20 protein-coding genes are annotated in these 22678 nt (G+C 48.5%); 15 read left to right on the plus strand and 5 right to left on the minus strand.

What is annotated here, in order from left to right; translation table 11 throughout:
• Positions 1–77: 77 nt before the first annotated feature.
• Entirely contained in the window at positions 78–1946 is a 1869-nt protein-coding gene (locus HQN79_RS11630) for a pyruvate kinase (protein WP_173286739.1), read from the minus strand.
• 376 nt (positions 1947–2322) lie between these two features.
• Between HQN79_RS11630 and HQN79_RS11635 the strand changes: the two genes are divergently transcribed.
• The 8 genes from HQN79_RS11635 (at position 2323) to HQN79_RS11670 (ending at position 11405) form a co-directional block, all read left to right on the plus strand.
• On the plus strand, positions 2323–2721 hold the full coding sequence (locus tag HQN79_RS11635; RefSeq protein WP_173286741.1) for an SCP2 sterol-binding domain-containing protein: 399 nt from the start codon (positions 2323–2325) through the stop codon (positions 2719–2721).
• A 143-nt stretch (positions 2722–2864) separates the two neighbouring features.
• Positions 2865–4055, plus strand: coding sequence for a formate-dependent phosphoribosylglycinamide formyltransferase (gene purT, locus HQN79_RS11640; protein WP_173286743.1), 1191 nt, complete (start codon positions 2865–2867; stop codon positions 4053–4055).
• A gap of 238 nt (positions 4056–4293) precedes the next feature.
• Positions 4294–4713: a flagellar export chaperone FliS gene (locus tag HQN79_RS11645; protein WP_173286745.1), complete on the plus strand. Its 420-nt coding sequence runs from the start codon at positions 4294–4296 to the stop codon at positions 4711–4713.
• Positions 4714–4980: 267 nt separating this feature from the next.
• Complete coding sequence (gene rpoH / locus HQN79_RS11650) at positions 4981–5811, plus strand: RNA polymerase sigma factor RpoH (protein WP_173287114.1); 831 nt, start codon at positions 4981–4983, stop codon at positions 5809–5811.
• Positions 5812–5916: 105 nt separating this feature from the next.
• Positions 5917–6630, plus strand: a complete 714-nt coding sequence (locus HQN79_RS11655) for a YoaK family protein (RefSeq protein ID WP_173286746.1) — start codon at positions 5917–5919, stop codon at positions 6628–6630.
• Between the two features lie 36 nt (positions 6631–6666).
• On the plus strand, positions 6667–8862 hold the full coding sequence (gene ovoA, locus HQN79_RS11660; RefSeq protein WP_238843379.1) for a 5-histidylcysteine sulfoxide synthase: 2196 nt from the start codon (positions 6667–6669) through the stop codon (positions 8860–8862).
• Entirely contained in the window at positions 8847–10079 is a 1233-nt protein-coding gene (locus tag HQN79_RS11665) for a MalY/PatB family protein (protein ID WP_173286748.1), read from the plus strand. Before ovoA ends, HQN79_RS11665 begins: the two co-directional genes overlap by 16 nt.
• 159 nt (positions 10080–10238) lie before the next feature.
• Positions 10239–11405, plus strand: coding sequence for a hypothetical protein (locus HQN79_RS11670; protein ID WP_173286750.1), 1167 nt, complete (start codon positions 10239–10241; stop codon positions 11403–11405).
• 32 nt (positions 11406–11437) lie between these two features.
• Here the strand turns inward: HQN79_RS11670 and HQN79_RS11675 are convergent, their stop codons facing one another.
• The 4 genes from HQN79_RS11675 to aroK form a co-directional block, all read right to left on the minus strand.
• Positions 11438–11974 carry a hypothetical protein gene (locus HQN79_RS11675; RefSeq protein WP_202984494.1) on the minus strand — a complete coding sequence of 179 codons (537 nt, stop codon included), beginning with the start codon at positions 11972–11974 and terminating at the stop codon, positions 11438–11440.
• Positions 11975–11985: 11 nt separating this feature from the next.
• Positions 11986–12894, minus strand: coding sequence for a D-hexose-6-phosphate mutarotase (locus HQN79_RS11680; protein WP_173286752.1), 909 nt, complete (start codon positions 12892–12894; stop codon positions 11986–11988).
• A gap of 94 nt (positions 12895–12988) precedes the next feature.
• On the minus strand, positions 12989–14074 hold the full coding sequence (aroB, locus tag HQN79_RS11685; RefSeq protein ID WP_173286754.1) for a 3-dehydroquinate synthase: 1086 nt from the start codon (positions 14072–14074) through the stop codon (positions 12989–12991).
• A 43-nt stretch (positions 14075–14117) separates the two neighbouring features.
• Complete coding sequence (aroK, locus tag HQN79_RS11690) at positions 14118–14642, minus strand: shikimate kinase AroK (protein ID WP_173286756.1); 525 nt, start codon at positions 14640–14642, stop codon at positions 14118–14120.
• Between the two features lie 246 nt (positions 14643–14888).
• Here aroK and gmk point away from each other — a divergent pair, with 246 nt between their 5' ends.
• The 7 genes from gmk (at position 14889) to HQN79_RS11725 (ending at position 22577) form a co-directional block, all read left to right on the plus strand.
• Positions 14889–15503, plus strand: a complete 615-nt coding sequence (gene gmk, locus HQN79_RS11695) for a guanylate kinase (protein ID WP_173286758.1) — start codon at positions 14889–14891, stop codon at positions 15501–15503.
• A 218-nt stretch (positions 15504–15721) separates the two neighbouring features.
• The gene (rpoZ, locus tag HQN79_RS11700) at positions 15722–15946 is read left to right on the plus strand and encodes a DNA-directed RNA polymerase subunit omega (protein WP_173286760.1); all 225 of its coding nucleotides are present in this window, start codon (positions 15722–15724) and stop codon (positions 15944–15946) included.
• 22 nt (positions 15947–15968) lie between these two features.
• Positions 15969–18098 (plus strand): RelA/SpoT family protein, encoded by a 2130-nt coding sequence (locus HQN79_RS11705; RefSeq protein ID WP_173286762.1) that lies wholly within the window; start codon positions 15969–15971, stop codon positions 18096–18098.
• A 24-nt stretch (positions 18099–18122) separates the two neighbouring features.
• A complete protein-coding gene (locus HQN79_RS11710; RefSeq protein WP_173286764.1) occupies positions 18123–18509 on the plus strand; it encodes a RidA family protein in 387 nt (128 codons plus the stop codon).
• 199 nt (positions 18510–18708) lie between these two features.
• The gene (locus HQN79_RS11715) at positions 18709–19158 is read left to right on the plus strand and encodes a hypothetical protein (protein WP_173286766.1); all 450 of its coding nucleotides are present in this window, start codon (positions 18709–18711) and stop codon (positions 19156–19158) included.
• Positions 19159–19177: 19 nt separating this feature from the next.
• Positions 19178–21199 (plus strand): tetratricopeptide repeat protein, encoded by a 2022-nt coding sequence (locus HQN79_RS11720; protein ID WP_173286768.1) that lies wholly within the window; start codon positions 19178–19180, stop codon positions 21197–21199.
• 196 nt (positions 21200–21395) lie between these two features.
• Positions 21396–22577, plus strand: a complete 1182-nt coding sequence (locus HQN79_RS11725) for a tetratricopeptide repeat protein (RefSeq protein ID WP_173286770.1) — start codon at positions 21396–21398, stop codon at positions 22575–22577.
• The last annotated feature ends 101 nt before the right edge of the window (positions 22578–22678 follow it).

Below are 22678 nucleotides of genomic sequence, written 5' to 3' on the forward strand. Positions count from 1 at the left end.
TATTTAAAAAAGAGAACAGACAACCGCCAGACTTTTCCTCCCGGCGTACTCAGAAAATCCGCACTAATAGGAACTCTTCAGAGCTCATCCCACTTTAGAGGCTTCAAAAGGCTGACTTTTTTATGGGTACGATTCTGCATATTGCTCAGAATATCACTTAAAACCCGCACCGCATCGGTAATATAAGGACCCTTATTGAGCATAACGCATTCAGCCCGGACGCTGACGGCGGCATCCGTCAATTCGGGGCGCGAAGTAACACCTTTTTTCGCCAGGGTTTCCAGAACCTGAGTTGCCCAAACTACCGGCACATGGGCCGCTTCACATAACGAGAGTATCTCTTCCTGCATTTCTGCCATGCGCACTGAACCCAGTTCCACAGCCAGATCGCCACGAGCAATCATAATTCCCAAAGGGTGGCGCCCGAGCGTCTGCAGCAAAATTTCCGGCAGATTGTGCAATCCCTTCGCCGTCTCAATTTTTGCCAGTATCGGAACCTGCTCCCGTCCTCTTACGATCAACTCGTCGATCAGTTCATCCATATCCTGCTGCGTCTGGACAAACGAAAGGCCGATCAAATCGGCATTTTCAGCAATCCAATCCAAATTCTGGCGATCATCGTTGCTCAAACCGCTCATACCCAATTCGGTCTGCGGGAAATTAATCCCCTTGTCCGCTTTGAGCTTCACGCCTCCCTGACCGGCCTCGGTGACTTGCAGAATCACGCCCTCCTCGGTTAGAGCGGCAACCCGGGTTCCGACTTTACCGTCATCAATCCAGACCGGATCACCCATTTTCAGGTTCTGTAAAGGTTGCGCCACCTGACAGCCGATTCTGGCCATCTGCCGCCACTGACCGTTGAACTTGACCTGTCCCCAATCAGCCGGCTCAGCGTCTTTGGTCAGGTAAATATGATCTCCGCAGAAAACCCTGAGCTGAACCTGAGTTCCGCTAAAGTGGGACAGCGTAAAAGACTCCAGTAACTTATAGCGTTTATGCTTGCTCTTTCTTTTCCACTGCACTTCGGTATCCGGTTGAATGTACGCCGGCTTAAAGCAGATCGCTTTCCAGAAAAAAGGGCCGTGACCTTCAACCAGCACAATTTCCCGACGCTTGCCGCGACTGTCTTGGAAAGACAATTTATCGCCGGATTTAAAACGCGTCAGTAAACGATCGGGAACAGGCAGCAGCTGGTATTCCGCCAATTCTGGAGAGGTCTGCCGTAGAAGGCGGGACTCACCATGCAACAAAACCTTGCCGGGTTCGGTTGTCACGCCGAGCAGATTGCGTTTTACCTTGATATGCAATGCACTCGGCTCGTAAGCCAACGGTCCGGTGCGCAATTTGGGGCCGGTTAAATCGACCATAATCTTACACGACTTATGCTGTACCTTACTCAAGCGACGAACCTGATCCGCCATCGCCTGCCAGATTTCAATATCATCATGCGCGGTATTAATGCGTGCGATATTCATGCCGTTACTGAGCAATTCCTTAACCAGCTCATCACTCCAGGCCGCTTCGCTGGGCAGCGTCACCATAATACTGGCCTCGCGCTCCCGCGGTGTCGGCCCGAACAGATTCATACTGCGCTCCCTTAGAATCTTGGAACTGTCGACATCAATCATGCACACTGAATCTTCTCGGCAGGCCGCTTCCGCTTCAATGTTCAGCGCCAATCGCAATAAAGCCAGCATGGAATCCAGCGTGTACATCACGCCGGGTTCAAGCCGACTCAGCGAAGCTAAGCCCGCTTTAATCAATCTCGGCTGGAACTCGCTCAAATCATGGGCACGAAGATGCAGGTAATCAAGAATATTCAAACGGCTCAAGCGAACCTGAGTATCATCCACAGCGGGCAACAGCGCATACCGCTGCCCGGTCTTTTGCGCGACTGTTTTCTTCAAGTCCAACAACTCGTCATAAAGCGTCTTCAGGTCGTGCATCCTTTTCCCCTTACAGAATCCGACCCGTCTAATCTTACGCTTGCCTTATGAACATTAAATGAAGCTTTGCGCAATCCAAGTGCACGTATGAAGCCGCTTCTATCGCTCGCTGTACCGAACAGCAAAACGCCCTGTAACACCATACGGTAAAGCGCTTTCAGCATGAAAAACCGGAAAGTGACAAAACGTAAAAAGGCATGAAATTGACAAAATTTTTACATATAAAGATATAAAAATATTACCAATAGATAAACAATTCCTATTATTCATCTGCGATTCCAGCCAGTAATATGTGCAAGCTTTTTTAGAGACCCTGCGTTATCCCGGCCCGAAATGCGCCGAGGATCAGAATCAAATAATACAAAGAGGTTAGAAAATGGCAGAACTATTCTCGGAAGAATGGATGAACCAACTGAAAGATGCCTGGAATAACGACCCTGAAATAAAGGACAAGCTCGCTGAAATCAAATTTAACTCCGTCATTACCTGCGGTTACCAATCCGAAGAAAAACCGACCAGCGTCTTTGTGGTCAAAAACGGCGAATGCATTCACGCCGGCAACTGGAAAGACGAAGAGTCTGACTGGGACATGCGCGCCGATCTCAGCAGCTGGAAAAAATGGATGAAAAAACCGCTTGGCCTGAGCGCCATGGGCATGGCAGTCGCAACCGGAAAGTTGAAATTCAATAAAGGCGACTACGACAATATGATTAAGAATCCTTCCATGGCCGGCCCCTTTATCAGAAGTTTCTCTCTGATGTCTCAAATCGGCTGAATGGCTGTCGAAAGCCAACCCGAAACGCAAGGCAGGTGAAGATTCCCTGCCTTTTTCTTTTCCCGCCCCATTCTTTGCATCCTCTTTTATAATAGCGACAAAACTGCCACTTCTCGGCATCCCGTTTTACTCAAGGAGTCATTATGTCAACGATTGGAACACCTTTTTCAGCAACCGCCGTTCGCGCCCTGCTTTGCGGCTCGGGCGAACTGGGTAAAGAAGTCGCCATTGAACTGCAACGTCTCGGCGTCGAAGTAATCGCGGTAGACCGCTACGCCAATGCTCCGGCAATGCAGGTTGCCGACCGCAGCCACGTGATTGACATGCTGGACGGAAACGCTTTAAGAGCTCTAATCGAGCAGGAAAAACCGGACATGGTGATTCCGGAAATCGAAGCGATTGCCACCGATACTCTGGCAGAGATGGAAAAGGAAGGTCTGCGCGTCATTCCGAACGCCCGCGCCACTCAGCTGACGATGAACCGGGAAGGCATTCGCCGCTTGGCCGCAGAAGAATTAGGCTTGAGTACCTCCCCTTACGAGTTTGCCGACCAACTTGACGACTTTACCGCTGCGATCGAGCGCATAGGCATGCCCTGCGTCGTTAAACCGATTATGAGTTCATCAGGGAAAGGACAAAGTGTTGTTCGTTCAGCCGATGATATTCAGAAAGCCTGGGACTATGCTCAGGAAGGCGGCCGCGCCGGTAAAGGACGCGTAATCGTCGAAGGATTTGTCGATTTCGACTACGAAATCACCCTGCTTACAGTGCGTCACAAGGACGGCATCAGCTTCTGTGAACCGATCGGTCACTATCAGGAAGACGGCGACTACCGCCAGTCATGGCAACCGCATCCGATGACGCCAATTGCACTGGAAAAATCGCAAGAGATCGCTTCAAAAGTAACGAACGCATTATGTGGCGAGACCGGAAGAGGGATATTTGGAGTAGAACTGTTTGTTAAAGGCGATAACGTCTATTTCAGCGAAGTATCGCCGCGGCCGCATGACACCGGACTGGTAACACTGATCTCTCAGGATCTTTCCGAATTTGCCCTGCACGTTCGCGCCATTCTCAACTTGCCGATTCCGAATATTCAGCAGCACGGTCCGAGCGCCTCTTCGGTAATCCTTCCGACTGGCACTTCGACACAGACGGCTTTCGGTAATCTGGATCAGGCGCTATCCGAAACCGATACCCAGATTCGTCTGTTCGGTAAACCGGAAATCGCCGGTCGCCGCCGGATGGGTGTCGCTCTGGCTCGCGACACTGATACCGACAAAGCGATTGAAAAGGCAAAACGCGTCGCCAACGCGGTCGAAGTCAGCTTCTAATTCTTAACCTTGCCGCTTGGAAACCCTCCTTTTTCTCAAGCGGCAAGATTTGCCAAAACACTGACGTCCCCTCATTCACCCCTCTCCCACACAGACACTTATCCCCTTGAAAAGCCCATAAACAAAGGCTTTGAAAACAGTGGCACACTTTATGCTTATCTGCAGATAACGCGAAAACTTGAATGCTTTTTACAAGTTTCTGCCACATAAAAACGCTAAACACACAGGGGAATGAGTTATGACTGCCAATGATATGTCATTAGAGACGCAAAACTCGCTATTAAACGATTATCCGCGCAACTCGGAGCAGGAAAAACAGCTTTCGATGAATCCGGAATACGCCATTCTGCTTCTTTTACAGGGTGCCATTGATAAGGGTAACCTGGCCTTGGCTTGCCATCAGAGTCGCTCAATGACGGAAAAAGGCTTCCATATCGGTCGTATGACCAGCATTGTCGACGCGCTTCGCGACCGCCTGGATTTCAACTACAAGATCGCCTACGATCTGGAAACACTTTACTTCTATATTGATAAATGCCTGCAGGAATCGGTATTCGAACAAGGCACCGAAAACCTTGAAGCCGCCTTGCAGATGCTTGAAGAGATCAAAACCGCTTGGCAGATCTCTATGGAAAGCGCCGAGGAAATGACCGCCTGACCGTATCATCTTTAGCGGCAACTCCCCGAACCGGCAACGCAAAAAAACGCGTTGCCGGCAAACTTAAAAACCCTCTAAGTTAATGTTTTAAAACGATTTGTTAAAAATATTAACAAATCATTAAATAACATTGGCACTCTCTTGCAAAGACTGCTAAATATCAGTATATTGTTTGCCATAAAACTGATTATTTGGAGTCCATTAGGTATGTCAGAGAGCTTCTCATTAGCACAAGCTAAAGTCTCTAAAAAACTTCCCGCCGCGCAAATGTCGGCACTTGATTTAGCCCCAGGACAGAATCTGGAGGCTTATTTGCGCACGATTCAAAGTATTCATCAGTTAAATGCAGACGAAGAGCGTAAATTGGCCGAGCGTCTGTACTATAAACAAGATTTGGAAGCTGCGCGCCAACTGATTCTTTCATCTTTGCGTTATGTCGTTCCGGTTGCCCGATCTTACAAAGGTTACGGTTTGCCTCTGGGCGATATTATTCAGGAAGGCAATATCGGCCTGATGAAAGCGGTTAAACGCTTCAATCCGGAAGAAGGCGTTCGTTTGATGACGTTTGCCGTGCACTGGATTCGTGCCGAAATCAACGAGTATGTCATCCGTAACTGGCGCATTGTGAAAACCGCCACCACGAAAGCACAGCGTAAGCTGTTCTTTAAACTGCGTAGCAGCAAGAAATCTTTGGAATGGTTCGGCGACAAAGATGCCGATCGCGTTGCCGAAGAGTTAGGTGTTACCCGTAAAGACGTTCTGGAAATGGAAAGTCGTCTATACGGAAAAGACATCTCGGTCGATATGCCTGACGACGACGATAACCAGAACACGACTTTTCCGGTTCTGATCAGCCAGGAAGCCGATCCGGCTCAGGCGTTGGAGCAGGAAGACCAGGCGGCCTATGAGATGCAGCGCATGCAGAAAGCCCTTGCAACGCTGGATGACCGTAGTCGCGACATCTTGCAAAAACGCTGGTTGAGCGAGAAAAAGATCGGTTTGAAAGAGCTTTCGGAAGAGTACGGCGTCTCCATGGAGCGTATCCGTCAGGTCGAAAAACAGGCATTGAACAAACTGAAAAACCAGCTTGTAGCGTAACGACCCGCCTTAACGCTACAATAATAGAAGGCCGTAAGATGTCAGCATTCTTGCGGCCTTTTTCGTTTCCCTGAATTTTATTACGAGCTTGCACGACGAACTACTATGCCCTATCCAGTACGGGAAAACATCGATACCGAAAACGCCGACGAATTGAAGTTCTCGGTACGCAAACTGATGCTGATCGGCATGATCATGGCATCCATGGCAGGCTATATCAACAGCGCCATGCTGATGGAATTCGGCATACCGGTCAGCCAGATGACCGGCGTTGCTTCACGTCTCAGTGAGGCCATGAGCCATATGAATCTTGATGCGCTGCTAATTCCGCTGTCGATCCTTATCGGCTTTCTGATCGGTGCAATTCTCTCCGGACTGATTATCGGGCGGGCGCAATACAAGACCAGCGCCAACTACGGACACGCCTTGCTACTAAACGGCGGGCTGCTCGGCTCGGCAACGCTTTTCAGCTTCTACCACTCGGAAACCTCGCTGTTTTTCAGCGCGGTTGCCTGCGGTCTGCAAAATGCTTTGGTCGCCAGTTACCGCGGCCAACAACTGCGGACCACCCACATGACCGGAACCGTCACTGATATCGGGGTGCACATTGCATTAAAACTCAAAACGCGTCAGCCCTGGCCGTGGCAAGCGAATCTCCTGCTGGTTCTGCTCGGAAGCTTCCTTGTCGGCGGAATTCTCGGTATCTTCGCCTTCCAGAGCATTCCTTACTGGTCGATGATCCTGCCCTGCATCATTAATATCCTTCTGGGCACACTCTATCTGACAAACTACTATCGACAAGAATCCCTAAATGGTTAAGATGATAGGACAATGCTTTTAACTCAGGAGTAAGTAATGCAACACCCGGCAACCTCTCGCATGCAGACCGACAGACCATCTATCGCGCAGACAGAGAACCCCTGGGGGTTGAACAGGAAAGATCTGATCAGTCAGACCCCGCTCCTGACTCAAGGTTCGGTTGAAGAGAAACGCGCCGAAATCAAACGCTACTTCAATCTCACCTATGACAGCTACGAAGCACTGTTTACCACGCTGAAAGCCGACGAAGCCTACTACCTTCGCCCATGCTCGCTACGCCATCCTCTGATCTTCTATTTCGGACACACCGCGACTTTTTTCACCAATAAACTGGTTTTGGCCAAACTGCTGCCACAGCGCATCAACCCGAAAATCGAATCCATGTGCGCTATCGGCGTCGACGAAATGTCATGGGACGACTTGAATGACGCGCATTACGACTGGCCGAGCGTGCAAGAGGTGCGCGACTATCGCGATCAGGTCCGAGCAGCGGTCAACAAGCTGATCGATGAAGTCGAATTCACTCTGCCGATCGACTGGCAGAGTCCGCTTTGGCCGGTGATGATGGGCATAGAGCATGAACGCATTCATCTGGAAACCTCCTCGGTTCTGATCCGCCAGCTACCGATAGAAGAGGTGCAGTCCAGCCCGCTTTTCCCTGTCTGTCCGGACAGCGGCGAGGCGCCAACGAATGAATTGCTGACTGTTTCAGGCGGTGAGATCAGAATCGATCATCAGGATCCCGCCCCCTACTACGGCTGGGACAACGAATACGGTCAGCATCAGGCCGAGGTCAGTGAATTCAAAGCCGCAAAATACCTGATCAGCAATGCCGAATATCTGCAATTTGTCGAAGCCGACGGCTATCAAAACGCCGAATACTGGGATGATGAAGGTAACCGTTGGCGTGAGTTTACCCCCGACAAACATCCGACTTTCTGGGTTCAAAAAACGGATGGCTGGTATCTGCGCTGCATGACCGAAGAGATTCCGATGCCGTGGAACTGGCCGGTGGAAGTAAACTTCCTCGAAGCCAGCGCCTTCTGCCGCTGGAAAGCCGCACAGACCGGTAAACCGATCCGGTTGCCGAGCGAAGATGAATGGCTGCGTCTGCTCGACCATTCAGAAGCGATGCAACACAGTGAACGAGCCAACTGGAATCTGCAGCAGTTCGCATCTTCCACGCCGGTCGACCAATTTTCCAGCAACGGATTTTACGATGTCATCGGCAATGTCTGGCAGTGGACGGTAACGCCAATCTACCCGTACGATGGCTTTAAGGTTCATCCGCTGTACGACGATTTCACCACACCGACCTATGACAACAAGCACAACCTTTTTAAAGGTGGCAGCTGGATCTCTACCGGCAACGAAATCAACGGCCATTCACGTTATGCTTTCCGCCGTCACTTTTTCCAGCATGCCGGTTTCCGCTATATCGAATCCAATGCCGAAGTACAGACCGAGTTTTCAACCTACGAAACCGACAGTCTTGTCGCTCAGTACACAGAGTTCCACTATGGCGACGAATACTTCAAGGTGCCGAACTTCGCCAAAGCCTATGCGCAATACGCTATAGATGCAATCAGCGCCGATAACGACTTTGCCGGACGCAACGATCTGCGCGTTCTGGAAGTTGGCTGTTCGGTCGGGCGTGGTGCCTTTGAAATGGCTAAACACTTTAACGAAGTGACGGCTCTGGATTTTTCGGCGCGCTTTATCCGCATCGCCAACCAGCTGCAAACCACCGGTTCAGTGCGTTACACCATTCCGCAGGAAGGCGAAATTATGGACTTTAAGGAAAAGACGCTTGCGGAACTGGGTCTGCACAACACAGCCGGAAAATGCGAATTTCTGCAGCAGGATGCCAGTAATATGAAGCCAATCTTTACCGGCTACGACATGATTGTTGCGGTCAACCTTCTGGATCGTCTGTACGAGCCGAAGAAATTCCTTCTGGATATCAGTCACCGACTGAATCATGGCGGCCTGTTGTTGCTGGCTTCGCCTTACAGCTGGGATACCGCGCATACCCAGAAAGAACACTGGCTTGGCGGTTATAAAGACGCTCAAAGCGGCGAGAACGTAACAACACTGGAAACACTGCAACAACTGCTGGCGCAAGAGTTCGAAATGCTGCGCGATCCGGAAGACATGCCGTTTGTCATTCGCGAAACACAACGCAAATTCCAACATACCCTGTCACAAATGACCCTATGGAAAAAACGCTGAAGCACATAAACACCAACCGGCCTGACTTTGATCAGGCTATCAGCCGCGAAAACACGCATGCCGAAAAATACGATCTGCGGCGCAAGCTGTTCGGCACCGACGACGTCCTGCCGATGTGGGTCGCCGATATGGATCTGCCGACCCCGCCGTTTATAATCGAGGCGCTGCAAAAACGTCTGCAACATCCGATCCTCGGCTATCCGCACACTCCCGACAGCGTTTATCAGGCAATTATCGACTGGCAGGCGCAGTATGGACTGGAGGTCAAAAAGAGTGAGATCGTGTTTACACATAATGTCGCCAATGGCTTTATGATGGCGGTCGGCGCCTATACCGCTCCGGGCGATGCGGTTATGCTGATGCCGCCGGTTTATCCACCTTTTTTCGATGCCATCAGCCGCCACCACTGCCAAACAGTCGAAGCCCCGCTGGTGTTGCAAGATAATCGCTATTCGATTGATTTCGCCGCTCTGGAAGCGAAAATCGAACAGTTTCACGTGAAACTGCTGCTTTTCTGCCACCCGCAAAATCCTTCCGGGCGGGTGTGGACGACACAGGAACTGACACAGCTGGCCGATATCTGCGTTAAACATCATGTGACGCTCGTCTCAGACGAGATTCATGCCGATCTGACCTTTGCACCGAACCGGCATATTCCTCTCGCATCACTGGAACACCCGATCCGCGAGCAGACGATTACCCTTTCCTCTCCGGGTAAAACCTTTAACCTTGGCGGACTGCAAACCGGCTATGCCCTGATTGCGAACCGCAAACTCAAACAAACCTATCTGGAGTATGCCAAAGCGAACGCCATTTACGATTTGAATCTGTTTGGACAGATCGCCTTGGAAGCCGCCTACAGCGAACAGGGCAGACAGTGGCGCGATCAGTTACTACAGCACTTTGCCGAGAATATCGAACTGCTGGAGAGCTTTTTCAAAACCCATCTGCCCAACGTCAGGCTGATGAAACCTGAAGCCTCATTTCTCGTCTGGCTCGATTTCCGGGAAATTTTCGACGACCATCAGGCGTTAAAGAAATGGCTGATTGAAGATGCCAAACTCGGATTCAATGACGGTGAAAGCTTTGCCGGAGCCAGTCAGACCGGAACCGGATTTATGCGCGTGAATATCGCTGTTTCAAAAGAGACTCTCAATCAGGCGATCATGCAAATTAACAACGCAATCGGTAATTTAGCTCCCAGACAAAATAAATAGCCCCTCTTCTGATCAAGCTTTTGACTCCTTTCCTTAACTAAACTATTAATAAATTTGCAGTAGGTCAACTTCGCTCTCCCTTTAAAGTTGTTTAATAACCTAGATAAGCGCGATAAACGAATTAATCCAAAACCTAATTTGATCTAAAGGAGCCTGGCGATGCGACAGATAATTTTATTTATCCTATTGATACCAGCGCTCTTTAGTTGCGCCATACCAACCGTTCATCAGAGTTATTACAAACCGGTCGTACAGGGTGAAGAATTGAAATACTCCGGGAACCTGTGTCACGGCGCAGCCGGAGCTCCTACAACCATGTTATGGACGCTATCTGACGGTATTAGTTTAGAACTCAAGACTTTTAAAAAAGAGGGAAATGGAAAAGTTGATATTAAACTCACTGTTGCCGAAAATACGACAATAGAATGGGAACAAGGTGGAATTCAAATTCTCGCCGATAAAAAATCAATCCAGACTGTGGAACCTCAAGTTGTAACCAGGGCCTGCAAAGCTTCTCCATCAAATGGCATCATCAACTGGAATAATTTAATCGCTGTGCCAACAGCTTTTGATTCCAATGGCGTGCCCGCCAAACCTTTCTCAAGCAATTTAAGCTCACCATTTTTTTCGCTTAAAAACTTCACGCCCAAAACGGTCTCCTTACAAATTCCCGATATATCTACGTCCGAGAAAGCCCCAGCTCATATAGCCATGCATCCGACAAGCCTACTATTACACGAAGTCATAGTTCGATCGCTCCTTTCTTCATCTTCAAGAAACCGTGTCGTCTATATGACCGAAAATCAATTAGCTCGCTACCATAAAGAAGTTCACCAGTGTCAAAGCAACAGCGAGAAAAGCAAACACTTCTCATGCGAAGAGGCGGCCTATTTTAAATACAAAACCTTCAAAGAGCCGCTCGGCGCTTTTCAGGCAAAAGGCCGATTGTGGCGTTTTCAAAGCGACACAGAAATGAACAACCTCAAAGGTTATCTGAATCTCAACCTGCCTGAAAAACCATTTAATTTTATCTGGTCAGGAAAGGAAATCACACTGCTTGATAAGGCGACCAAAGAGACACGCGGCATTGAACTGAGTACTATGTCGGCCTGTTCAACGATCAAAGCTCAATTAGGCGATAAAATCATCGGGATCGGCGATAGAGGAACGACGGTCACGTTTTCGATGAATCTGGGAAGTATAAAAGCTCAACGCTATCGGATAATCCTGCCGCCTTTACGTATTAATAACCAGCGCCGGATTCTTAAACCGATAGATTTGGAATTACGCCAATTCGAACTGGGGGTTTTACCTATTAACTGCTAAAAATCAAAATCCGACCCTTTAGCATAAAAAAGTCAGCTCGGAGTGATAAGGATCTGCTGTTCACCAAGTCCATCTAACCGTAACAGATTGCATTCCGAATTGTGATCCTGATGACTTAGCAGCCAGATCTGTTCGAAAGGATGGTGGTCAATCTGCTGAATAAGATGGGCATGTTCAGCAAAAGCTTCCGTCTGCCAATGCGGATTAAGGTTGCGGATAACCAGCCAGACTTTTTTCGAGTCATAGCGCTTCTGAGACTTTTTCAGCAACACCTCGTTCAGGGCTTCCAGCAGACGGTGCGTTGGCGGCGTCTTTTGTAAATGTCGCAAAGCGGCGCGGGTTTCGTCAGATAATTCCCGCCCGAGAATATGTTTCGCTTCCACTTCGCTGCCGTAAAGGTGTGCGATCTCCAAATCCAGACGTTCGCCATTCAGATAACAGCTGACATCGGGTTTACGCGGCGTATTGTGCCAGATATGCCGCATTGGAATGCCAAACTGTTTTTCATAGCGGCGCATGAACAGTTTGGCCGCTTCATGTTCCAGATGTAACTTTTCGTGATCGCTCACTCTGTCCGCCTTCACGGCTTGCAAATGGCAATTTGCATTTTGTGCTTGCTTTCCGCCGGTACGGTAACGAAATTATTCCAGACATTACCGTTTTCAATGCAAACAAACTCCTTCCAGTGACTGTTTTCGATATCGCTGAAACCTTTCACCGTCTCCGGGCCCGGGTTCCAGACAATACATGAGCGCGCATGAGAACTGTCGATCTGCAACACAGGTTCGCCCTGCACGCTAGCCTGTAGCGACGGCCCTGCATTCAGATAGACATTATCAATCGGGCTTTGCATAACGACCGGAGTTCCGACCAGATTTTGCCGGTTTTGCTGCAAAGTTTCGATCTGTGTGGCGCCCTGCAACCCATCTAGCTGTAAAGTGTCGTCTGGCGGCAATCGGAAATAAGTATGCAGTGCCTCGGTCAACTGCAGATCGAATGCATTCAGGTTATGGGTTGTCAAAGACAGACTCAAGGTCTCGCCGACCACAACCTGCAGTTGCAGCGCGAAAGCATAAGGCCAGATTGCCTGCGTTTCCTTGCTTGAAGAGAGCGAGAACAGAACCGTGGTCACTCCGCTGGGTAACTTTTCGACATTTTCCAAATGCCAGGACATCTTGCGCACAAACCCGTGTGCTGGAGGCTGCGCACCTTCCTCCAAAAGTGCATTGAATTCGCTCTGATAACCGCTGAACCATGGCCAGCAGACCGGGATACCGCCGCGTATCGCCGCCTTACCGTCAAAAACCGCCTGTTCGCTGACCCAGAGCAGATCTTCCTGCAAATCGCCGTTTTTATCTTTCGGGCAATAACTCAGCACCGTCGCGCCGTGAGCAGTCATGACCGCCTTTGCATAGTCGTTCTCCACCTCGATAACGCTTACAGCATCGCGCATGGAAAAAGTCACTCCGGGAATATGGGAAAACGGCATTTCAACTCCTTGCTTGGAAAATTGCTTCAATAAAAAAAGCGGCAAATTAACACTAATTTACCGCTTTCCTTTGTCAGGTCAATGAAGACGTCGATTAAGAACGAAACTCATCCAAAGTCTGTTCCAGCAACTCGTACGGATAGTCGCCGGTGACATAAGCCTGTCCAATAGCTTTTAACAGAACCAGACGGATGGTTCCAGCCTGAACCTTTTTATCCCCGGCCATCAGATCAAGGAACTTCTGTTTGCTCATCTCTTCGACGGAAGGCGGCATAATCGGCAGATTGGCGCGATCAAGGATTTTCGCAATGCGTTTTTCGTCTTCGGAAGTCAGATCGCCCATCAGCATCGACATATAGACCGCCTGCATGGTTCCGGCACTGACCGCCTCACCGTGCAACCAGACGCCATAGCCCATGCCTGCTTCAATCGCATGTCCAAAGGTGTGGCCAAGATTAAACAGCGCGCGCAAGCCCGCTTCCTTTTCATCCTTGGCAACAATATCCGCCTTATTCTGGCAGGAGCGTTCGATCGCTTCGGAAAGCGCCTGAGGATCGCGTGCCAGCAATTTCTCAAGATTTTCTTCCAACCACTCGAAGAACGGCAAATCAACAATCAGACCGTACTTGATCACTTCCGCCAGACCGGCGGAAAGCTGGCGATCTTCCAGCGTATTCAGAGTATCCGTATCGATAATGACACATTCCGGTTGATGGAAAGCGCCAATCATATTTTTACCTAAGGGGTGATTGACACCGGTCTTTCCGCCAACCGAAGAGTCCACCTGCGCCAGCAGTGTGGTCGGAATCTGGATAAAGTTGACCCCGCGCTGATAAGCTGCCGCGGCAAAACCGGTCATATCACCGATAACGCCGCCACCTAAAGCAACCAACGTACATTTACGGTCAAAACGGTTCCCGATCAAGGCGTCAAACACTTTGTTCAGCTCTTCCAGCGTTTTGTATTGCTCGCCATCCTGCAGCACGACCGAATGCGTATCAAAATCAGCAAACGCTTTTTCGCACTGTTGCAAATACAAAGGAGCAACGGTCTCGTTGGTGACAATCAGAACCTGAGTCCCTTGCACATACGGCTTCACCAACTCGGCGCTGCCCAGCATGCCCTGACCAATAAAAATCGGGTAACTGCGTTCCCCCAAATCAACGGTTAATGTTTTCATTCTTTAAAAACCTTAAAGTCTCTTTAAAAGACACAAACTTTAATTAAACGATGCCTTCCTGCTGCAAACGGTCATAAATCTTCTTTACAACTCGATGCACCGGAACCTGCTGGGTTTCCACCACCATATCGGCCATTTCCAGATACCACGGCTCGCGGCGCTGCATCAGTTCAGTGAGCACCTGCTCCGGGTTATCGGTCTGCAACAAAGGACGGCTGCGGTCATGACGGGTTCGCTGAATCAGCGAGTCTACCGACGACTGCAGGTAAACGACAAAGCCCCGGCTGCGCAAATGTTGACGGTTCGCTTCACGCTCGACCACTCCGCCGCCTGTCGCCAGAATCACGTCTTTGCGTTGCGACAACTCATCAATGACCAACTCTTCGCGATCCCTGAAACCGGACTCGCCTTCGATGTCGAAAATCATCGGAATAGTCGCACCTGTTCGCCCTTCGATCTCGTGATCGCTATCGACAAAATCATAGTGCAGCTTTTCGGCCAGCAACTTTCCGACGGTGGACTTTCCGGCCCCCATGGGGCCAACTAAAAAAATACTTTCTCTATGCATAGCCGCATTGTAATGGATTTATGCCGGAAGCACTATTCTATCCCGGTGCTTTTGCGCAACTTAGCGGAATATTTATTCACGCCGACAAGACGCCCGCTTAAGCAAGATTCACTCATTCAGGTGCCATCTCTGGTAAACTTATGCGACATTTCCTGACCGCGGCCTTTTTTAAGTCCGTTACCGAACAATCCGCCTAGGTTCGGAGAGAGGTCAGATTCTTAATATTTGCTTTGGAGTATTTGAATTATGAGCGGCTCTCTCTACATTGTCTCAGCCCCTTCCGGTGCCGGTAAAACGTCGTTAGTCAGTAAACTCATTGAACAAGATACCCATATTATGGTTTCCGTATCCAGCACGACTCGCCCGAAACGCGACGGCGAAGAGGACGGCGTCAATTACCATTTTCTGGAAACCGAAACCTTTCTGGAAAAAATCGAACACGGTGATTTTCTGGAACATGCCGAAGTCTTCGGCAACTTCTACGGCACTTCGAAAAGCTCGGTAGAAGCGCAACTCAATGCCGGTAAAGACGTGATTCTGGAAATCGACTGGCAAGGTGCGCAGCAGGTGCGTAAGCTGATGCCTGAAGCGACATCCATATTCATTCTGCCACCTTCTCTGGAAGAACTGCAACGCCGCCTGAACAATCGCGGGACGGACAGTGCGGAAGTGATCGAAAAACGCATGAACGAGGCGGTCAGCGAAATGTCGCACTACGATGAATACGACTATATCGTCATCAATTACAATTTCGAGAAGGCGCTTGAAGAACTGCACAGCATTTTCAAAGCCGGACGCCTGCGCCGCGAAGTGCAGTCCAAAGCACATAAAAACATGATTGCCGGCCTCCTCGGCGAGTAACCGGCACGACCGTTCGGAAAAGCTTCAATCCGGACGGCAATCCACCAAAATCCAACCGCTGTTTTCGGTTTGCCTGTAGTCGGAATCGGGTCAACATCGGTTTTTCCGACAAAACCTGACAAAAAACCTAAAAATCCGTAACTTACAGCATTTATTTTTAATCTCTGATTTGATACATTAACTCTTTACTCAAAAATATTTATGGGATCAAAGAAACAATGGCACGCGTCACAGTCGAAGATTGTTTAACACAAGTAGAAAACCGTTTTGAATTAGTCATTCTGAGCGCTAAGCGCGCACGTCAATTGTCTTACGGCGCAGAAGCGACTCTTGAGTGGGATAACGATAAACCGACCGTAATGGCCCTTCGTGAATTGGCAGAGAACACCATCGACGGCAAGGTGGTTATGGAAGATCCTGATACTCCTCCATTTTTTAGCTAATCGCTAAGGAGAACCCGCCAGTATGCCAACCCCCACTTCAATTGACGGATTAATTGAAAAGGCTTCATCCTATCTAAACGAAGAACAAGTTGAACGAATTAGACAGGCATTTGAGTTCGGCGCCCTGGCTCACCAGGGACAGAAACGCAAAGCCGGTGGGGATTACATCTGGCATCCGGTGGCCGTCGCCGAAATTCTTGCCGAATACAAACTCGATCATGAAAGCATCATTGCCGCCATCCTGCATGATGTGGTCGAAGACACACCTTTTGACAAAAACGACATTATCGAACGTTTCGGCGAAAGCGTTGCCGACATGGTTGAAGGTGTCACCAAACTAGCCAAAGTTAAATATAAGAGCGCCCAGGAAGCACACGCCGAAAGCTTCCAGAAAATGATGCTGGCGATGTCGCGCGACATCCGTGTCATTCTGATCAAACTGGCCGACCGTCTGCACAATATGCGCACCATGGGTGCCATGCGCCGCGATAAACAGTATCGCATTGCCGATGAAACACTCGAAATTTATGCACCGATCGCAGCCCGTCTCGGTATTCACGCCATCCGCATCGAACTCGAAGACCTGTGCTTTAAAGCCAAGCATCCGTACCGTTACGAAGTTCTGAAACATCGCCTGCAACAGGTTCGCGGCGGCCGCAACGAAGCCTTGAAACATATTGCCGACAACTTCCAGCACCGCCTGAATCAGGACGGCATCCCGGCAACCGTCATCGGTCGTGAAAAGCATCTGTACAGCCTGTACAGTAAGATGCGCAACCACAAATTTTCAGAAATTCTCGACATCTTCGCTTTCCGGGTAATTGTCGATACCATCGACAACTGCTACCGAGCACTCGGTTCCGTGCACTCCTTGTACAAACCGCTACCGCTGCGCTTTAAGGACTATATCGCAGTACCGAAGAAAAACGGTTATCAGTCGCTGCACACCACCGTAATGGGCCCCTACAATAACGCCCACCTGGAAGTGCAGATTCGTACCGAGCAGATGCATGAAGTCTCCGAACACGGGATCGCGGCGCACTGGCAGTACAAACAGAAAGGCGACGACGAAAACGAGATTTCCCAAGTCGATACACTGGCTCAGGAATGGGTTAAAAACCTGCTGGAAATTCAGCAGAGCACTGGTAACTCGCTCGACTTTCTGGAAAACGTCAAAATCGATCTTTTCCCGGAAGTCATCTATGTCTTTACGCCTAAAGGCGATATTATCGACCTGCCACGCGGCGCAACCGCTCTCGACTTCGCTTATGCGCTGCATACTGATCTGGGTCACGCCACCAAAGGTTGCCGTGTCGATAAGAAAGCCTGCCCGTTGAGAACTGTACTGGAAAGCGGACAGAGCATCGAAATCATCAAAGGCAAAGAACCGGCTCCTCAGGCAAGCTGGCTGCAGTTTGTGACCACCGCCAAAGCGCGAACGCAAATCCGCCACTATATGCGCAATCTGAAAGCGAGCGACGCCATCGACCTCGGCGAACGCCTGCTGAATACCGCTTTACTGGCCAACCACCTTAGCCTGGGCAGTCTATCCGACGAAACCAAACAGACCGTTCTGGAAGAGTTGAACGTCGAATCCTGGCAGGATCTTCTTGGCGAAATCGGCAGCGGAAACCGTATGCCGGCACTGGTGGCCAAACAGATTCAGGAATTTGCCGGCGAACCACTCACCGAGGAACAGAAGCAGGCGGCCAACACCACCCTGCCAATTACCGGTACCGAAGGGATGGTTATCCACTATGCGCACTGCTGCCACCCGATTCCGGGCGACTCGATTCTTGGCTTTATCAGTAAAGAGAAAGGTCTGGTCATTCACCGCGAATGCTGCACCAATGTCAAACATCTGAAAAGTCAGGTGGATAAATGCATCGAGCTGCGCTGGGCCGATAATGTCGAAGGAACGTTCCTCGCGGAACTGCAACTTGAAGTGGACAATGTACGTGGAAGTCTGGGAACAATCGCCAGCACCATCGCTTCAACCAATACCGACATCGACCGCGTACACTCGGATGACAAAGATGAAAGCTACAGCTTGATGAACTTTGTCATCAAAGTTCGTGACCGCATACATCTCGCACAAGTCATGCGCGTATTGAAACGCTTGCCGATTGTGCAGAAAATTCAACGAAATTAATATCCATTATTAAGGAACAGAACTATGCGCCAAGTTATCAGTACTGAAAATGCGCCTCAGGCGATTGGAACTTACTCTCAAGCGGTGCGCTTCGGCAACACCGTCTATCTATCAGGCCAGATCGGTCTGATTCCGGCTACGATGGAACTGGCCGAAGGTGAGATCAGCGAACGTATTCACCAGGTATTCAAAAACCTGAGTGCCGTCTGTGAAGCAGCGGGCGGAAGCTTGCAGGATATTGTTAAATTAAACATTTTCCTGACCGATATGAGCCACTTCGCAACCGTTAATGAAATTATGGCGCAATACTTCAAAGAGCCTTACCCTGCTCGTGCAGCCGTCGCGGTTAAAGAACTTCCGAAAAACACCGACGTTGAAATGGACGGTGTTATGGCTCTGTCGAGTTACTAAACCTCTCTTCTCTCCGGGCTTGCCCCCTAAGCCCGGAGCCCCCTCTCTTGTTCCCTTCCCTAAATTTTCCAAACTCAATTTTGATTTCAGACAAATTCCGAAAATAAATAGTTTTATACAATAAAAGCTCGTTTTTAATTGGCAAAAAAGTACACAACGCTTTGTAATCTTCTTCTGCCCTCCAAGAACAAGGCACTTCATGACGAGCAAACCATTTTTGTGGACGATCATCCAGATATTGCTGCCTATCGCCTTGTGGCTGACGGGAGCCGCGTATTACTTTCTGGCTTCGGTTGGTTTAGGGATGGCATTTTCTCTGGAGACTCTTGAATATGACGCCGATTTTTTCAAAATCGTTGCCATAGGACTTGTTTCGCTATGTGCCATGGGCATAGCCTCTTATTTCAGCAGAGACAGACTTTCACAACTCATCTCATTCGCGCTTATTGCCACGTTTATCTTTTACGGCGTTTACAACGCTATCGGGCTTATTGAAGACCAGAACTCTACGCTTTCTATATGGCTGTTGTCCGTCGGCAGCCTATTTATTCCTCCTCTGCTTTGGATTCTCTGGCCTTTTAAACACCTCAGAAAAAGATATTTTGAAAACATAAGACTCGCATCTCATAAACAGCCTGAACAAGAATAAAATTTAACAAGAGAAAATCATGATGAATAAATGGATACTCCCTCTACTGCTTCTGACCTTAAGTATAGATTCATTCGCTCAAGTCGATATTGAACAGGCCCATCAAGCTTATCAAGCCGAAAATTATCCGAAAGCACTCAAACTTTTTGAAGAAGCCTGCAATGAGAACCAGGCATCAGCCTGCGCAATGCTAGGCTTTATGTATGACCAGGGGGAAGGGGTTAAACAAGATCAATCCAAAGCGATAACCCTTTATCAACGAGGCTGTGACGGCGGGAATTCTGTAGGCTGTTTCAACATTGGCATCATAAATAATCAAATGCAGAACTTTTCAGCTGCCCTCAAATATTTCCAACGTTCATGCGATTTGGGTAATGCTGATGGCTGCACGATTCTTGGCGAAATGTATGACGGAGACAAAGGAATACCGGAAGACAATATCAAAGCGGTAAATTATTACCGAAAAGGTTGCGAAGGAGGGAGCTCTGTCGCCTGCCTTAACCTCGGCATCATGTATAAAGAGGGAGAAGGCGTAAAGCAGAACACATCTCAGGCAATGAACTTCCTGACCAAGGCCTGCGAAAATGGAAACGCTGAAATATGCAATCATGTCGGCGTTCAATATTATGAAGGCAATGGAGTTGAACAGCATGTCGGAAAAGCGACTCAGTTTTTCCGAAAAGCCTGCAACGGCGGCAATGAAACAGGTTGCAGCAATCTAGCCAAGATGAATTCGCAAGACAAGGAAGAGTACCAAGATCAAGCCGATGCTGCCTATGATGCTCAAGATTACACCAAGGCCGCTCAACTGTATCAGAAAGCGTGCGATTCAGGACAAATGCTAGCCTGTAATTCTCTTGGCGTGATGCTTGTTGAAGGACGAGGTGTTACACAAAGTCATTTGCAAGCAGTCAAACTGTTTAAACACTCCTGTGATGCTGGAAATGCCACCGGTTGTGATTACCTTGGTGGAATGTATTTTAGCGGCAAGGGCGTTGAAAAGGACATTAATAAAGGCATTGAATTAGCTGACCGCGCCTGTAAAGGCAAAGAAGGTCATGCCTGTCTCATGCTGGGAGGATTTCTATACGATGGTTCCATTATTTCCCGCAACATACCACAGGCAATCAAATACTTTTCCCAAGGGTGTGATTTGAATATCGCTGAAGCCTGTCGGCATGCCGGAAATATCTACGGCAATGGTGATGGCATTGAAAAGGATGACAAGAAAGCTTTTCTATTCTTTAAGCGCGCCTGTGATTTAGGAGATGGAATGGGGTGTACAAATTACGGCGTTAGCTATGCACTCGGAGAGGAAGCTCCTCAAGATTATTCCAAAGCCATCAGTCTGTTCTCAAAAGGTTGTGATCTTAAGGATGGTCAAGGCTGTGTCAGTGCCGGATACTATTATGAAATCGGCAGAGGAGTAGAAAAAAACCTGGCTGAAGCTTCTCGTTTTTACCAAAAAGCCTGTGATTTAGATAATGCTAAAGGGTGCAGATTTCTAAGTGATTTTTATCTGAACGGAACAGATGGAACTAAAGACCTTCTTCTCGCAGAAAAGCTTTCTCAAAAAGCCTGTGATCTGGGTGATTCCAACGGCTGCACTGTTCTTGCAACGGTTTTTTATCGCAAAAAAGAGTTTAAAAAAATGGGCGCCTTGCTAAGAAAAGAGTGTGATAGAAATATTGCAGATGCATGCGTCACTCTCGGCTTTGGTCATGACCCACTTCAGGAGCATATAGGATTTACTAAAAACCCAGCTAAAGCAGTAATGTTTTACTCAAAAGCCTGCAATCTAGGAGATGGCAGAGGCTGCTATGAAGCAGGAGAAAGTTATATGTATGGAAAAGGTGTACCTTCCTCGGTTTCAAAAGCAATGCCTCTCTACCAGAAAGGTTGCGACTTGCAAAATAGCGACAGTTGTTTTGCTTTAGGACAAAAAAAAATGTTCGAAAAGAATAAAATCGAAGCACGCAAATATTTGAATAAAGCCTGTGATTTAGGCCACAACGTTGCTTGTGGTTTGCTTCAAAGATAACTCTCTAAAACCAATTAACTAATAATCTCACATTAGGACAATCTCAATGACTATTGATCTGACTGGTTTCTGTCGGTTTCTTTATTAATTCCGCCTCTATTCTGGCTTCTTTGGCCTTTTCAAGGCCTTAGAAAAAGATATTTTTAAAACCACAAAAATCACATCTCATATAAAGACTAAACAAGAAAAAAGCATTATGAAAAAATGGATACTGACTGCCCTGACAACTCTTTTATTTAGTACAAATTCATTCGCTGATTTTGACTTTGAAAAAGCCTGTCATGAAGGCCGGGGGGATGCCTGTTCAGTTATCGGCTTGGCGTATGATAGGAATAACAACTATGCAAAAGCCTTAGCGTTTTACCAGAAAGGATGCACCTATCGCGATGCCAATTCATGCACAAAAATTGGTTTGATGTACGATTCAGGTAGAGGCGTCAAAAAAAACCCTGGCAAAGCCATCGATTTTTACAGCAAAGCCTGTGAGTATGGTGACGCAGAGACATGCAACTATCTCGGCGCCAAATACAACAATGCTGACGGTATTAAACAGAATGTCGCCATGGCGATCGACTTTTTTCAGAAGGCCTGCAATGGTGGCAATGCAGATGGTTGCCAAAATGTTTTTAAACTCTACCAAGCATACTGCGATGGCGATCACGCCTTTAGTTGTAATGCGCTTGCAGGGATTTATTTTAAAGGACAAGGGGTTACGAAAGATCCCACCAAAGCAGCAGAGCTTGTTGTTAAATCCTGTCGTCTTGAAGATGCTAACGGCTGCTATCTCAGCGGCATGGTTTATGAACAGGGAGTCGGCGTCACACAGAATCTGAAAATTGCCCTGCAATATTATCAAAAGAGTTGCCAGAAGCAGCATAACAAAGCCTGCCAAGCAGTTCAAAAGCTGCAATCTAATACACATAAAGCTCAACAGCCTGCCAGAGAAAGTCATGCTCAATCGCCAGTTGCAGAACCCAAACATGCGGCAAAAAAACCGCAAAACCAACAACAGAATGAAGCCGAAACACTCTATTCAAAAGCGCTTAAATTGGCGAACAGTACAGAAGGTTGCAACCAAGAAGCTTACGGTTTGTTCCAGCAGGCTGCCAATCAGGGACATATCGAGGCGAGCAATACTCTTGCTTACTACGCAACCAGAGGTGTTTGTGAAGCGAAAAGCTACTCACGCATGATCCACTGGTATCAGAATGCAGCCAACCACGGTGACACTAACGCGATGTTCACTCTCGGAAAAATTTATGAAAATGGCGATTACGATCAAAATATCGATAAGGGCAAGGCTGCTCACTGGTATGAAAAGTGTGCAAAACAGGGAAAACAAAGCTGCCAGAAAGCATACAATCGACTTAAAAGGTAGTTCGCCTTTTGAGTTGAATTAGAAAATCCTGCCCTCTAACGACGAATTGCCGGACTTCCCGTTCGGCTAATCGACATTACAACCGCAAACAATTTTCCTCA

The sequence above is a fragment of the Thiomicrorhabdus xiamenensis genome (genome assembly GCF_013282625.1).
Classification (GTDB): Bacteria; Pseudomonadota; Gammaproteobacteria; order Thiomicrospirales; family Thiomicrospiraceae; genus Thiomicrorhabdus; species Thiomicrorhabdus xiamenensis.